This window comes from Enterococcus sp. ZQ21 (assembly GCF_030053755.1).
Lineage (GTDB): Bacteria > Bacillota > Bacilli > Lactobacillales > Enterococcaceae > Enterococcus_B > Enterococcus_B lactis.
In genome coordinates, this window is record NZ_CP125658.1 from 559,435 (window position 1) to 573,708 (window position 14,274).

Here is a 14,274-nt window from a genome sequence, read left to right on the forward strand (position 1 = left end):
CAGTCTGTGACAACTGTTCAAGCAGTGTTTTTCATTTACGCTTATTGTCTATGAGAAGGAGAGTGCCCTGAAGATATGGAGACTCCTGAAGCTTTTTCTTCTGCAGTTTCTTGCTGATGGATTTCTTGTGTATTGTGTCGTACAAGCAAGAAGTTGACCAAAACAAGAAGAGAAGTCGAAAGAAAAACGCCACGATAACCAAATGCACTGGAAACACTGGAGCCAATCATAGGCCCTACTACGTTACCAGTTGCTTGGAAAGATTGGTTATAACTGAAGATCCGTCCAGCAGCTTGATGAGGCGAATATTTTGTGATCAATGCTTGGACAGCAGGGAGCAGACAAGCATCAGAGATACCAATCAAAAAACGTAAGGCAGCTAATTGCCAAACATTCGTGACGAATGACATTGGGATATAAACCAGAATCGCAAAACCCAAACCAATCGCAAGTATTCTTTCACTCCCGATCTTGTCACCTAAGCGACCAAATCTTGGAGCGGCTATCAAAGTGGCAATCCCAGGTATCGAAGCGATGATTCCGCTGATCAACGTAACATTCCCATGTCCATGCAGCAATTGGCGAATGTACAGACTGATGATTGGACTAATGGAATTGTTGGATGCTTGGATGATCATCGTTGTGACGAACATACCGATGACGACGTGTGGATATTTCAAGTCTTTGAAAATCTGTTTGGCAGAAACCATGTTTTCTTTTTTCACTGGGACAAATTTTTCATGGACGAAAAACAGACTCAACAAGAAGACGAAAAATAAGATGATCCCTGTAATGAAAAAGGTAGGGCGATAGCCAAACGCTGAAGCAGAGATCCCGCCAAGAAGCGGTCCAAGTAATGTTCCTGTAACAGAACCAGTTGCTAAGGTTCCAAGAACTTGACCACTTTTTTCTTTTGGCGTCCCAGTTGCGACAAGGGCAGTGGCATTACTGATATAACCAGAAAAAATCCCTTGAAGCAGACGCAATGCGACTAATTGATACACACTAGTCACGCAACCCATCAAAGAAATGACGATTGCCATTCCTAATGAAGCACGCAACAGCATCAATTTTCTTCCTTTTTGGTCGGCTAATTTTCCCCACCAAGGAGAGATCAGCGTAGTCACCAAGAAAGTAGATGAAAAAGTCAATCCGCTCCAAAAGTTCAATTGTGACGTACTATAATTACCTAACGTATCTATGTAAAGTGACATAAAAGGCATGACTAAACTAAATCCGATACCAGCCATAAATGTTCCAAACCATAAGACAAACAAGTTTTGTTCCCAAGTTTCTCTTTTCCTAAATAATTTTTCCTTTATTCTTGCAGCCAATTAGACTCCTTCTTTCTGAAAATTTTCATCTACAGCTCTTTATTATAAACTACAATATGTAGTTTATCAATGAAAGTCTCTTTTTTCTCTTTCTTTTTCGTGGTAAACTGAAAGAGTGAAGGATTTATTTTATGAGAGGAAACATGGAAATGAAAAAAAGAAATCTGTCTCAAGAGAAAATCATCGACTGCTTTCGAGAACTAGCAGAAGAGATGGATGTTCAGCAAATAACCTTTCAGCATTTAGCCAAACGCTTGGATATCAAGGCTCCCTCGCTGTATAACCATTTCAAAAATATTCGTGATGTCAAAACAGCGCTAACAGCGAAACTTCTGCAGGAACTTAATGACCAGCTGCGTCGGGCTCTTGTAGGAAAAAGTGGTCAGGAAGCACTGCAGATCTATGCAGAAACTTATCGATCCTTTGCTTTTTCAAATCAAGCAGTGTATGAGTTACTGATCAGTGTACCGCATACCAATGAAGCTGTTTTATTAGATGGAATCCATGAAACGAATCAGATCATTTTGCAGATATTTGAGGCTTTTCAATTAACGAAAGAAGAAAAAGTTCATCGAAGCAGGGAACTTCGTAGTATGATCCACGGTTATCTTTCCTTACGTTTTTTAGGATACTTTACAAAAGAACCAACAATCGATCCAGAAGACAGCTATTTTTGGATGATCAATGACTTTATCGCTACTTTGCCTTAAACAATCAGATTCATTTGTAACAATTTTAAGATGTTCATTAAATGACCCTTTTATAAGAGAAAATTCTTGCAACTTTCTTGAAAAGTGACTAAGATGAGTCTAGAAAAGCTGAAAGAAGGAGCACGAGTATGTATCAAGTAATTACCATGTTCGGGGACAATGAGCCTTGGTGGTTTTTTGAAGACTGGGAAGAAGATATTGAAGCAGAAGAAACATTCGAGTCTTTCGAAGAAGCACGACAAGCGTACGAAAAACAATGGAACGAAATCCATCAAAATTATGAATATATCAATGCAAAAAGTAACTTTCTCAGCGCCTTTTGGAATGACGGAGATGAGCGCTGGTGTGAAGAGTGTGACGATGATTTACAGCAATACAAAGGACTTGCGTTGTTGAAAAATCATCAGCCCATCACAGTAGAAAGCGGAAAGGAATTTTATGAAACAACTAATTCTAGCGGAAAAACCAAGCGTTGCGAAAGACCTAAGCAAGGTGCTTGGTGCTAATCAAAAGCACAAAAATTATTATGAAGGACCCAAGGTGATCGTTACTTGGGCCCTTGGTCATTTATTAGGATTGAAAATGCCGGAAGATCTGAATAAGGAATGGCAGAGCTGGCAAATGGACACGTTGCCAATGATCCCTAAAAAACTAGGAATCAAACCACTTCCTAAAACAGGACATCAATTAAAAGCAATCAAGCAGCTGGCTCAGCGAAAAGATGTCTCAGAAGCAGTCATTGCGACAGATGCCGGAAGAGAAGGGGAACTTGTTGCTCGCTGGATCTTAGAGTATGTGCATTTCAATAAACCAGTGAAGCGGTTATGGATCTCTTCTCAAACAGATAAAGCAATCAAAACTGGATTCAAGCAACTAAGACCTGCGAAAGAATATGATGCATTGTATGAATCTGCTCTTGCCCGGGCAAAAGCGGACTGGCTGGTAGGATTGAATGTGACCAGAGCCTTAACTGTGAAGTACGCGGATAATTTATCAGCAGGCCGTGTGCAGACACCGACACTAGCATTAGTGAGAGACCAAGAAAAGAAAATCGAGCAGTTCCGTCCACAAACGTATTTCACGATCACGTTGCAAGCTGGAAAAGAACAAGCCAAAATGCTTCAAAAAAATCAATTTGCTTTAAAAACACAAGAAGAAGCACAAAAACTTGTTCAATTGATCAGTACAAGCAAAGGAACTGTCACAGAAGTCCAAGAAAAATTAAAAACGGAATCTGCGCCATTGCCTTATGATTTAACAGAGATCCAAAGAGAAGCCAATCAACGCTATGGCTATTCTGCAAAGAAAACATTAAATCTTGTACAAAGTTTGTATGAGACCCATAAGATCGTTACTTATCCGCGTACAGACAGCAAATATCTGACAAATGACATGAAAAGTACGATGAAAGAACGATTGCAAGCAGTCAGCGACTTTGCTCCTGAGGTCAAGCAGTATTTGAAAAACGGAGCCATCGTCCAACAGACAAAAGTATTCCAAGACAGTAAAGTGACCGATCACCATGCACTTTTGCCAACTGAAAACAGAGCACGTTATGAAAAATTAAGTAATGAAGAGCAAAAAATCTATCAAATGATTGTCTCTCGTTTTTTAGGACTGTTTGCTCAACCCCATAAAGTCAGCCAAACAAAAGTTACGGTTGAATTTGGTAAAGAACGATTCATTTTTCGGCAAAATCGTGTCGTCCAAGCAGGATGGAAAGGCGAAACTGAAACTGAGACGGAAACAGTCAAATGGGAAAAAGGAATGAGAATCAATCCCGATTTCACCATCAAAAAAGAACTATCTGCACCGCCTAAACCATTGTCAGAAGCAAGCTTGCTTGGACAAATGGAAAAATACAGTCTGGGAACCCCAGCTACGCGTGCAGAGATTATCGAGAAACTAATCAAATCTGAACTGATGGAACGTACCCCTCAAGGACTGCAAGTATCTCCTAAAGGTAAGCAATTATTAGTATTGGTAAATCCCTCTTTAGTAACACCAGATTTGACAGAAAGCTGGGAAAAAGACCTTGAAGCTATTGCTGCAGGAAAGAAACAAGCAGGAACCTTCTTGAATGGAATCGAAAAAGAAACAAAACGCTTGGTGAATGAGATCAAATCAAGCAAACAAGAATATCAAGATTTCTCGATTACCCAAAAGAAATGTCCAGAATGTGGGGCCAATCTGCGCGAGAAAAACACACGTGACGGCAAAATCTATGTCTGCACCAATTCAGATTGCAACTACCGCAGAAGAAAAGATCCAAAAGTCTCTAATCATCGATGCCCGCAATGTCACCGGAAAATGGAAATCATCGAAGGTAAAAACGGTGCTTATTTCCGTTGTAAATACGATGGAACGACAGAAAAAATGCTTGATAAAAAAGAGCAGAAGAAGAAAATGACCAAACATGAAGAACGACGCTTGCTGAAAAAATATGCACAAGCAGAAGAACCAGAAGAAAGCCCATTAGCAGCAGCACTAAAAGCAGCAATGAAGAAGTAATAAGATATGAAAGAGGTTGTGATAGAAGTGGTCAGCTTCAAGAAATAAGAAGGAATTTACGGAAATTGCTTCTCAAATTTTTGTGAAATTTCGGCTTATTTCCGAAGAAGCTACTTCTGGAACACCATTTATTCGGAAAAAAGGACTGTGACAAGACTTTTGTCACAGTCCTTTTTCATTTAAAAAAATGTTTACTTCATTTGACGTATATTATTGGTGAGGCTTCAATTCATTTGGCTTCACTTTTTCTGTTTCTCTTATGATATAAACAGGACGCTGTTTCGTTTCTAAGAAGATTTTCCCGATATATTTCCCGATGATTCCAAGACATAACAATTGGATTCCACCAATGAACAGGAAGATCGAGACCATGGAAGGCCATCCTGATGTAGGATCACCAAACAACAATGCCCGCAAAATAATGAACAAAATTGCAATACCAGAACCGACACAAGACAAAGCGCCGATAAATGAAGCAATCGTTAACGGTGCATCCGAGAAGTTCACGATACCATCAATCGAGTAGTTGAATAATTTCCAGAAGGACCAAGATGTTTCGCCAGCCACACGTTCGCGGTTTTCATAAGAAATATATTCTGTTTTAAATCCGACCCAGCTAAATAATCCTTTTGAAAATCGGTTGTATTCTGTTAATTCTAGGACGGCATCCACCATTTGACGAGTCATCAAGCGGAAATCACGAGCGCCATCGACCATTTCTGTATCGCTGATTTTATTGATCAACTGGTAGAATTTTTTCGCAAAGAAACTGCGTATCGCAGGCTCGCCTTCACGAGTCGAACGCCGGGTGCCGACACAATCGATATCAGAAGTAGTGATCCGGTTGATCATCTCAGGAAGCAGTTCGGGCGGATCTTGCAGATCAACATCCATCACGGTCACTAAATCTCCTGTAGAAGCTTGCAATCCAGCGTACAGAGCCGCTTCTTTCCCAAAATTTCTGGAAAATGAGACAAAGCGGACATAAGGATAAGCTGAGGCTAGCTTCTTGATTGCTGCTAACGTACCGTCTTTTGATCCGTCGTCAATAAACAAATATTCGAACTCATGGGCACCTTTGAATTTTTCAACCTCATCAAAAAAAAGAGGAACAGTTTTTTCTTCATTAAAACATGGGACAACAATTGATACTTTCATCGTTTCTATCCTTTCAATCGTATGTTTATATATGGTTTACATTCAAAATTTAATAAACCTTAAATAACACCTTTAAAATTTGATTTTACGTAAAAGAACAGGTATTCTTTTTGTAAACTAACGTATTTAGTTTACCATGTTTCCTCGGTTTATCAAACTTTTAAGAACAATTTTTATTAGTTGGCAAGTAGTTTTGGATAGAGAAAAAGGAGGAAGTTCCAGTCTATTGACCAGGAGCAAACAAAATGAAAATACACACACCTATCGGCTTTTTATGGTTAGATGCAGATGAATCCGGATTGACTGCTGTATCTTTTCAGCCAATTTCAGAAAGCGAATCAGCGAATCAGCAAATTTTAACGCGCACACAAGAACAGTTTGAAGAATATTTTGCGGGAAAAAGAAAAGAATTTGATGTTCCTTTATCTATAAAGAGAGGTACGCCTTTTCAGCAAAATGTCTGGAAAGCTTTGTCGACCATTCCTTATGGAGAAATCCGAACGTATAAAGAAGTAGCCGTTGCTGTTGATAGTCCGAAAGCTGTGCGAGCGATTGGGCAGGCAAATCGAACCAATCCATTGCCAATCGTTATTCCTTGTCATCGAGTGATCGGGCAAAATGGAAAACTGACAGGATATATGGGAAACGCAATAGATGGGGTTGAAGTCAAACGCCAATTGTTGTTGTTAGAAGGATATCTGCAAAATTAAAAACAGTTGTGATTCGGACATTGTTCCATGCGAGAATCACAACTGTTTTTTCATGTTCATTCTAAACTTTGATCAGCCAAATAAATAGTAAAGCCATCACTGTTTGGAGAAGCCCGACAGCTAATCCATAAGATAAGAAGCGTGTACCTTCTTTCATGAATTTTGCAAAGTCTAAACGCAGACCAATTGCCGCTAAAGCAGTGATCTCAAACCAGCTGCTGATAAAATGTGCCGATTGGTCAATAACTACAGGTAAAGAAAACAAGCTGTTGACCAAACAAAAGATCACAAACCCTAATACATACCAAGGAAGCGGTAATTTTCGTTTTTTCTGCGTATCAGTTGGCGTTTCAAACAGAGCTGGTTGTTTCTTGTGCATGAATTTTTCAAACAGATAGACAACAACAACGAGCATCATAATACGTAGAATCTTAAATAGCATGGCGAATTCGACAACAGAATTGTCAAGTAAGCTTGCCCCAGCGACTACTTGACCAACAGATTGGAGTGTACCACCCAAAAGTGCACTTTTTTCAATGAGATTTCCACCAAACAACTGTAATCCAAGAAAAGGGAGAGTCAACATCATCACAGTACCCAGTAGATTGACTAGTGTGATGATCTGTCCTTTTTCTTCCTCTTTCGCATGGATGGAAGGGGCAATCGAAGCAATAGCAGAAGAACCACAAACAGCGTTTCCTCCAGCCATCATCAAAGAAGAAGTATCGCTGAATTGCAGTTTTTTACCAATCAAGTAAGCACCGATGATAGTGACTGACATTTGCAGTAACACAAAAACAATTCCTTTTATACCAATTTGAGCAATCGTTTGAGCTGTGACAGTTGCACCTAGTAAAAAAACAGAGAATTCTAATAGTTTGCTTTCAGCAAATTTTGTGCCGATTGCTAGAACAGGCTGTTTAAAAAAAGTATTTCCTAATAAAATACCCAATAAAATAGCAATAGTCGCTCCACCTAACTGTGGCAGATAAATAGCAAGAAGCCTGCTGAAGGCAGCGATGGCAAAAGAAAGCAGTAAACCGGGTAAGATTTCGCGGACCGCTGAATCCTTTACAGATTTTATTGGATGTGACAATGATTTCATTTGATCGGTTCCTTTCGTCAATAAATACTAAAAGCATACTCGAACATAGTAGCACTAAACCAGTATTTTGACAAAAGAACAAGAGGTCGTGACAAAAGTCTTGTCACGACCTCTTGTTTCGAATAAACGGTGTTCAAAAGCCAGTTTCTCGGTATTAAGCCAAATTTATGAAAAAATGTGGAAAGCCATTTTCACAAAATTTTTCTTAATACTCGAAACTAAGCGGCTTTTTCACGACCTCTTGGTAAACGGTGTTCCAGAAGTAGCTTCTTCGGAAATAAGCCGAAATTTCACAAAAATTTGAGAAGCAATTTTCGTAAATTCCTTCTTATTTCTTGAAGCTGACCACTTCTTTTACGACCTCTTGGTAAACGGTGTTCAAAAGCTTGCATCTGCGGTAATAAGCCCAACCAGTACAAAAACATGAACAGCTGTTTTTGTTTGGCCGTTCTTATTACTTGATGCAGAACAGCTTTTTCACAACCTATTGAATCGATTATTAAGCGATTTTTTTAGAAACAAATTTTCCATGTTTGCTATGTTCTTTAATTAAGAAACGTACGTAATGAGCAAGAACGTAGAAGACAACTACACTTGCAAACAGACATTCCGCAACTTTTAAGAAATCCAATACGCTACTATAGATACCTAAACTGTTGAAGTAATGAACAGTAGTAAATATAGCTGTTGCAGAGATAACAAGCGGGAATGTAAAGGCTGCATAGCTTGGATAAAAACGAAGCTTGAACAAACGTGGAAGCATAGACAGCACAACGAAATACAATACTTGAGATAAAGCGAACAATGCTACGACAAGATAAAAATTAGGTTCAGCAAAGTTTTTAAGATAACCTGTTAGGCAAAGAGAACCAGGTGCTGCAACGATCGTAATCAGCGGACGTGTCGGATGAGCCATATTTCTTACGAAAAAGACACGTTTGATGATGATCGGCAATAAGAACGCATAGCAGATCAATGAAATCCAAAAGAAAATTTTTCCAATAAGCGGGAAGAAGTTCCCGGCAGTTACAGTGATGACCCCAAATCCAACGTAAATGATAAACCAGCTTGGATAAATTGCTTCAATTGAAAGATCAGCTTTGATAACATGGTGATAATTGAAATAAAAGACAAGGATCACTTGGAAGATAACAGCGCACAGCCAAATGAATTTGACAATTGGTGCAATACTTTCATATGAAACAAAATAAGTACAAATAACCATGAGTGACATCGTAAAAGTTGGTGAAACGGAGGCGATGATTGGATCATGCAACGTTTGTTTCGTGTGTTCGAATAAGATAAACAATTTAACAAAAATGAATATCATAAGAATCATAGAGATACCGCCAGTTAGATTGCCTAAAGCAACATGGTGATAGTCTTTAAACAGATTTCCAAGGGAAGCTAACCCAAGGATCAACCCGCAGATCGGGATCGGAATAATTTTCAAAAAGTTCTTCATATATAATATTCTCCTTTTTATTTAATAGATTTTAGTACCAAGATGAACGAATACATTGTAAAATGAATAGGAATGTATGATTACGAGCAAGCAGACAGCTGATTGTCTTCATCTAAGTTACTAGTTGGATCAGCAACTGTTTTGTTGTACATTTCTATTATAGATGGTTTTTTGTATATTTAAATCAAATAGTTTTTATAGTAATTATCATAAAAAGTTATGGAAGTGGTGCCATGTTTAAGTTATTAACGACTTTTCGAGCAGTATATGAAACAAGAAATTTTTCCAGAGCAGCAGAAGTACTGTTTTTATCTCAACCAGCAGTCTCGAATCAAATCAAACAGTTGGAGCGGGAATTGAATATCGATCTTTTTCAACGTAACGGAAGAAAAGAGATGCTTCCAACTAAGCAAGCCGACTTATTATATGAACGGACACTGGTTTTGTTAGAAGAATGGGAAGAAACTCAGCAAAAATTGCTCAATGAACAAAATGAAGAAGAAGTATGTCGGATCGTTGCTTCCCACACCTTTGCTGTCTATCTTTTGCCTCAGTTGATGAAACATCTGATCAAAAGGTTTCCTAAAGTGCATTTTGAGATCGAAATCGCGAATTCTCATGAATCATTAGAACAAGTAGCGAAACATGAATCCGATTTTGGTTTTATCGAAAAGCCATTAGAGACTTCCGGCGTACAAAGATACTCTTTGATGGAAGACCAGCTAGTCATCGCTGGGGACCCAAAAAGCAAATTGTGGCTTGTAAGAGAAGCAAACTCTGGTGTTTTTCATTACACGCAGCGTTATTTTGAAGAGATGAATATCCAAGATAAGAAGATGATCGTGAAAAGTAACGATGTAATTGTTGCGTTGCTGAAGGAAGGAATCGGTCGCTCGATTTTGTCTAAGCGCTCTGTTCCAGAAAATGTGCCAATGACTCCGTTGAATTTCCATCGATATTTTTATTTCATCCAACGAACCAATCTGGTTTCTGATCAGCTGCTAGAGATTGCCGAAGAGATCCTTCGATACAATGAAAGCACAGAAACTTCTCACAGCGAGGAGAATCTCAGTTGGTAGATAATTGCATGTATCAAAAAAAGTTCTATGATACACTAAAGATAAGCAGTAGGCTTTTGTACTGCATTTGCTCAAGCAACTGCACAAACGGAAAGTTAATTTTTCCCAAATGTCTATGGAAAGACTTTCCATTATCTAACTGGACCGCTATAATAATCAGCAGTATGGTTTTTAAGAAAAGGGATGAAACATGGAAAAAAAATTAAAAGCTTCGAACGATAATCGTATTGATTATGGCGTGATTTTACCAGTCTTTCTGTTATGTTTGATTGGTCTGCTCTCATTATATGTAGCACTTAGCCATGATCCGAACAATCCAGCAGTCTTGAAAGGCGTAGGGATGCAAGTTGTGTGGTATTTAGTTGGAGCGGCAGCAATCGTTGTCATCATGCATTTGAATTCCAAATGGATCTGGAAACTGACTCCTTACCTTTATGGTTTGGGGTTAGTGGTAATGGGACTCTTGCTCAAATTCTATGATCAGAATTTAGCTGCTTCAACAGGGTCTAAAAACTGGTTTCGATTCGGTGCGTTTACTTTCCAGCCAGCAGAGTTGATGAAGATTGCGTACATCTTGATGATGGCACTGATCGTAACTAAACATAATACGCAAGTAAAAGAACGGACGATGAAATCGGACTTTTGGCTGATTGGGAAGCTCTTGATCGTGACAATACCGGTTTTAGCATTGATCATGGCCCAAGATGACTTTGGAACGATGCTTGTCTTTCTTGCGATCTTTGGCGGGATTTTCTTGATGTCTGGAATCTCTTGGCGCATCATCGCACCTGTAGTAATCTTGGCAGTAGTCGTTGGAGCAGGAACGATCTTCTTGGTTACGACTGAAGGCGGAAGAGACTTGCTTTACAAAGTTGGCTTCAAATCTTATCAGTTTGCACGTATTGATTCATGGCTGGACCCTTTCCATGATACGTCAGGAATGAGTTATCAGCCGGCCCAAGGACTTTTGGCAATTGGTACCGGTGGCTTGTTTGGTAAAGGATTCAACGTAAGCAATATTTATGTGCCTGTTCGTGAGTCCGATATGATTTTTACCGTTATCGGTGAAAACTTCGGCTTTATCGGTGGTGCATTCGTCATTTTCTTGTATTTTATTTTAATCTATCGTATGATTCGGGTGTGTTTCGATACGAATAATGAATTTTACGCCTATATCGCAAGCGGTTTGATCATGATGCTGCTGTTCCATGTCTTTGAGAATATTGGAGCAAATATCGGATTACTTCCTTTAACAGGGATCCCATTGCCTTTCATTAGTCAGGGAGGATCTTCGATTTTAGGGAACATGATCGGTATCGGGTTGATATTATCGATGAGATACCAAAATGAAGCACCTGCAAGATCTTCAAGGAGGTAAGAAAATTGTACACCTTTTACTGGTACCCGAAATGTTCAACATGCAAAAAAGCCAAAGCGTGGTTAGACCAGCATGGCGTTAGTTATCAAACTGTTGATATGATCAAAGAAGTACCGAAGGCCTCAACGATTGAGACTTGGCTAGAAACGAGTCAAGTACCAATCCGTCGCCTGTTCAACACAAGCGGGATGAAATATCGGGAACTTGGACTGAAAGATCAAGTAGGCGAGTTTACGGCTTCAAAAGCGAGCCAAGTCTTATCGACAGATGGTATGCTGATCAAGCGACCACTGATCTTACGAGAGGACCAGCTTGTTGCAATTGGATTCAATGAAAAAATTTATGAAGGAGAACTGATATAAAATGGCAGGCAAGCATTTGAAGAAAAAGGACAACCTTTGGATCTTATTTAATGGAAAGGAATACTGTGTTGGTTTGACAAATGAAGCGCAAGAAGAACTTGGAGACATCACGTTTGCCAATCTGCCAAAAGCAGGACAATCGCTAAAAAAAGATGAACCTCTGATCGAAGTTGAAGCGGAAAAAGCGATCAATGAATTTGCCAGCCCGCTAACGGGTACAGTTTCTTCTGTTAATGATAAAATCGGTGAAGATATCAATATCTTGAATGATTCAGATGAAATGAATGCGTGGATCTTAAGTTTCAAAGATGTTGATCCAAAAGAATTTGACGAATTATAAAATCAGAAAATCACTTGAAAAAAGTTGACACTGATTCTTCCAGTTGCTATAATCATAAGCAATCCTATATGAAACGAGAAAGCTTTGAAAAGAAGAGTACATGTCACGGACGTTTGAAGAGAGCCCTGTTTGCTGAAAATGGGTAACGAAAATGAGATGGAAGATGGTCTTAGAGCAGAGTAAGCGAGCGTAAGCAAACTTACTACGGGAGTGCCCGTTACAGCGCGACAGTATACGGAAAGAAGCTAAGTCCAAGTACTGGAAGAGGCTGTTATTGCGAAGTAACGGTAAATCAAGGTGGTAACACGGAAGTTCAAGCTTTCGTCCTTTTGCTTAAGGCAAGAGGGCGAAGGCTTTTTTGTTTGAAAAATCATAAGAGAAAGATGTGAATGGCATGTCATTAATCCAACTAACGAATGTCAAAAAGACATTCAATGGGAAAAACGGAAACATCCAAGCCGTCAATGACGTTTCACTAAACGTTGAAAAAGGGGATATTTATGGAATCGTCGGCTATTCTGGCGCAGGAAAAAGTACATTAGTCCGTCTCCTGAATGGACTTGAGCTTCCCACGAGCGGCGAAGTGATCGTAAACGATCAAGATATTACAAAATTAAAAAACAAAGAATTACGTACATTCCGAAAGAAAATCGGTATGATCTTCCAGCATTTCAACCTGTTATGGTCAAGAACTGTACTTGAAAATATCCAGCTGCCGCTGGAATTAGCTGGCGTACCAAAGAGCAAACGTAAAGAACGGGCAGAAGAACTGTTGCGTTTAGTCGGGTTAGAAGGACGCGGACAAGCATATCCTTCACAACTTTCCGGCGGACAGAAACAACGCGTCGGTATCGCACGAGCATTGGCAAATGATCCTGAGATCCTGCTTTGTGATGAGGCTACTAGCGCATTGGACCCGCAAACAACAGAAGAAGTATTAGACTTATTGTTAGCGATCAATAAGAAATTGAATTTGACCATCGTCTTGATCACACATGAAATGAATGTGATCCGCAAAATCTGCAACAAAGTCGCTGTGATGGAGTTGGGGAAAGTCGTAGAAGAAGGAGACGTATTGACTGTCTTCAGACAACCGAAAAAAGAAGTAACCAAACGCTTTGTACAACAAGACATCGAACCAGAAGCTGATTCGACAGAACTATTAGCTGAACTCATCAAAGAAAATCCAAGCGGCCGTTTGGCAACTTTGACCTTTAGCGAAAGAAATGCCAACGAGCCAGTCATTTCCCAAGCGATTCGACGCTATAACATCGATGTCAACGTTGTGTATGGAAAGATCAAACAAGTGAAAGAAGGTTCCTTTGGTTCATTGACTGTCTTGATGACTGGTGAAACCAAAGAATTAGATCAAGCAGAAGTGTTCATCAAAGAACAAGGAGTAGGAATTGAGGTGATCCATCGTGGATAAAAGCTTTTCAGAGACATATCTAGATTTTAAACAAATCAACCCGGAAACGATGAATCAGGCTATCCTTGATACACTATATATGACATTAATCTCAATGGTCTTAGTGACGATCATCGGATTAGTTTTGGGATTGATCCTTTACTCTATTGGACGCAAAAACAAACCGTATGCTCGAATCATTTATGGAATCGTATCGATCATCAGTAATATTTTCCGGTCAACGCCATTTATGATCCTGATGGTTTTGATCATTCCATTTACTAAAGCAATCGTAGGCACTATGCTAGGTGCGCAAGCAGCCATTCCAGCTCTTGTTTTATCCGCAGCACCATTTTATGCCCGTCTAGTAGAGATTGCTTTTCGTGAAGTCAGCCCTGGTGTACTGGAAGCAGCAGATGCAATGGGAGCAAGTTACTGGGAAATCATCTGGAAGGTCTTGATACCTGAAAGTATTCCCGCATTGATTTCTGGATTAACAGTTACAACGATCTCGATGATCGGATTTACTGCGATGGCCGGCGCGATCGGCGCAGGTGGACTTGGAGGTCTTGCTTGGCAGGAAGGCTACCAGCGTGGTAATCTGACAGTGACATTCGTTGCGACTTTAATTATTTTACTAATCGTATTTATCGTTCAAGGAATCGGTGATTTCTTAACTAAGAAAACAGACAAAAGATAATAGGATATAGGGGG

General features: G+C 39.5%; 14 protein-coding genes and 1 other annotated feature. Of the genes, 10 read left to right on the forward strand and 4 right to left on the reverse strand.

Going from position 1 to position 14,274, the window contains the following annotated elements:
* Positions 1 to 41: 41 nt before the first annotated feature.
* Complete coding sequence (locus QK255_RS02640) at positions 42 to 1,334, reverse strand: multidrug efflux MFS transporter (RefSeq protein ID WP_002291199.1); 1,293 nt, start codon at positions 1,332 to 1,334, stop codon at positions 42 to 44.
* Positions 1,335 to 1,483: 149 nt separating this feature from the next.
* Between QK255_RS02640 and QK255_RS02645 the strand changes: the two genes are divergently transcribed.
* From QK255_RS02645 to QK255_RS02655, 3 genes are all read left to right on the forward strand, one after another.
* On the forward strand, positions 1,484 to 2,044 hold the full coding sequence (locus QK255_RS02645) for a TetR/AcrR family transcriptional regulator (RefSeq protein ID WP_002323745.1): 561 nt from the start codon (positions 1,484 to 1,486) through the stop codon (positions 2,042 to 2,044).
* A 128-nt stretch (positions 2,045 to 2,172) separates the two neighbouring features.
* Positions 2,173 to 2,550, forward strand: coding sequence for a DUF1033 family protein (locus QK255_RS02650; RefSeq protein ID WP_002291196.1), 378 nt, complete (start codon positions 2,173 to 2,175; stop codon positions 2,548 to 2,550).
* Entirely contained in the window at positions 2,483 to 4,555 is a 2,073-nt protein-coding gene (locus QK255_RS02655; protein WP_033583050.1) for a DNA topoisomerase III, read from the forward strand. Before QK255_RS02650 ends, QK255_RS02655 begins: the two co-directional genes overlap by 68 nt.
* Positions 4,556 to 4,765: 210 nt before the next feature.
* On the opposite strand, the gene QK255_RS02660 is transcribed toward QK255_RS02655, so the two are convergent.
* Positions 4,766 to 5,713, reverse strand: a complete 948-nt coding sequence (locus tag QK255_RS02660; protein ID WP_002289773.1) for a glycosyltransferase family 2 protein — start codon at positions 5,711 to 5,713, stop codon at positions 4,766 to 4,768.
* A 245-nt stretch (positions 5,714 to 5,958) separates the two neighbouring features.
* On the opposite strand from QK255_RS02660, the gene QK255_RS02665 reads away from it, so the two are divergent.
* On the forward strand, positions 5,959 to 6,423 hold the full coding sequence (locus tag QK255_RS02665; RefSeq protein ID WP_002291193.1) for a methylated-DNA--[protein]-cysteine S-methyltransferase: 465 nt from the start codon (positions 5,959 to 5,961) through the stop codon (positions 6,421 to 6,423).
* A 61-nt stretch (positions 6,424 to 6,484) separates the two neighbouring features.
* On the opposite strand, the gene QK255_RS02670 is transcribed toward QK255_RS02665, so the two are convergent.
* Positions 6,485 to 7,528 (reverse strand): YeiH family protein, encoded by a 1,044-nt coding sequence (locus QK255_RS02670; protein ID WP_002291191.1) that lies wholly within the window; start codon positions 7,526 to 7,528, stop codon positions 6,485 to 6,487.
* Positions 7,529 to 8,027: 499 nt separating this feature from the next.
* Positions 8,028 to 8,993 (reverse strand): TDT family transporter, encoded by a 966-nt coding sequence (locus QK255_RS02675; protein WP_002291188.1) that lies wholly within the window; start codon positions 8,991 to 8,993, stop codon positions 8,028 to 8,030.
* A gap of 233 nt (positions 8,994 to 9,226) precedes the next feature.
* Here QK255_RS02675 and QK255_RS02680 point away from each other — a divergent pair, with 233 nt between their 5' ends.
* From QK255_RS02680 to QK255_RS02705, 6 genes are all read left to right on the forward strand, one after another.
* Positions 9,227 to 10,072, forward strand: coding sequence for a LysR substrate-binding domain-containing protein (locus tag QK255_RS02680; RefSeq protein WP_002291186.1), 846 nt, complete (start codon positions 9,227 to 9,229; stop codon positions 10,070 to 10,072).
* A gap of 190 nt (positions 10,073 to 10,262) precedes the next feature.
* Positions 10,263 to 11,450 carry an FtsW/RodA/SpoVE family cell cycle protein gene (locus QK255_RS02685; RefSeq protein ID WP_002291183.1) on the forward strand — a complete coding sequence of 396 codons (1,188 nt, stop codon included), beginning with the start codon at positions 10,263 to 10,265 and terminating at the stop codon, positions 11,448 to 11,450.
* A 5-nt stretch (positions 11,451 to 11,455) separates the two neighbouring features.
* Positions 11,456 to 11,812, forward strand: a complete 357-nt coding sequence (locus QK255_RS02690) for an arsenate reductase family protein (protein WP_002295166.1) — start codon at positions 11,456 to 11,458, stop codon at positions 11,810 to 11,812.
* A gap of 1 nt (position 11,813) precedes the next feature.
* Entirely contained in the window at positions 11,814 to 12,152 is a 339-nt protein-coding gene (locus tag QK255_RS02695; RefSeq protein ID WP_139898471.1) for a glycine cleavage system H family protein, read from the forward strand.
* Positions 12,153 to 12,227: 75 nt separating this feature from the next.
* Positions 12,228 to 12,484, forward strand: a binding site (T-box leader).
* Between the two features lie 62 nt (positions 12,485 to 12,546).
* Entirely contained in the window at positions 12,547 to 13,581 is a 1,035-nt protein-coding gene (locus QK255_RS02700; protein WP_002304234.1) for a methionine ABC transporter ATP-binding protein, read from the forward strand.
* Positions 13,574 to 14,260, forward strand: coding sequence for a methionine ABC transporter permease (locus QK255_RS02705; protein ID WP_002287674.1), 687 nt, complete (start codon positions 13,574 to 13,576; stop codon positions 14,258 to 14,260). Before QK255_RS02700 ends, QK255_RS02705 begins: the two co-directional genes overlap by 8 nt.
* The last annotated feature ends 14 nt before the right edge of the window (positions 14,261 to 14,274 follow it).

Bases quoted from the DNA above. Each gene is read 5' to 3' on its own strand.
- QK255_RS02655 (WP_033583050.1), top strand. From the start codon at position 2,483: ATGAAACAACTAATTCTAGCGGAAAAACCAAGCGTTGCGAAAGACCTA.
- QK255_RS02685 (WP_002291183.1), top strand. From the start codon at position 10,263: ATGGAAAAAAAATTAAAAGCTTCGAACGATAATCGTATTGATTATGGC.
- QK255_RS02675 (WP_002291188.1), bottom strand. From the start codon at position 8,993: ATGAAGAACTTTTTGAAAATTATTCCGATCCCGATCTGCGGGTTGATC.
- QK255_RS02670 (WP_002291191.1), bottom strand. From the start codon at position 7,528: ATGAAATCATTGTCACATCCAATAAAATCTGTAAAGGATTCAGCGGTC.
- QK255_RS02660 (WP_002289773.1), bottom strand. From the start codon at position 5,713: ATGAAAGTATCAATTGTTGTCCCATGTTTTAATGAAGAAAAAACTGTT.
- QK255_RS02665 (WP_002291193.1), top strand. From the start codon at position 5,959: ATGAAAATACACACACCTATCGGCTTTTTATGGTTAGATGCAGATGAA.
- QK255_RS02700 (WP_002304234.1), top strand. From the start codon at position 12,547: ATGTCATTAATCCAACTAACGAATGTCAAAAAGACATTCAATGGGAAA.
- QK255_RS02680 (WP_002291186.1), top strand. From the start codon at position 9,227: ATGTTTAAGTTATTAACGACTTTTCGAGCAGTATATGAAACAAGAAAT.
- QK255_RS02645 (WP_002323745.1), top strand. From the start codon at position 1,484: ATGAAAAAAAGAAATCTGTCTCAAGAGAAAATCATCGACTGCTTTCGA.
- QK255_RS02695 (WP_139898471.1), top strand. From the start codon at position 11,814: ATGGCAGGCAAGCATTTGAAGAAAAAGGACAACCTTTGGATCTTATTT.
- QK255_RS02650 (WP_002291196.1), top strand. From the start codon at position 2,173: ATGTATCAAGTAATTACCATGTTCGGGGACAATGAGCCTTGGTGGTTT.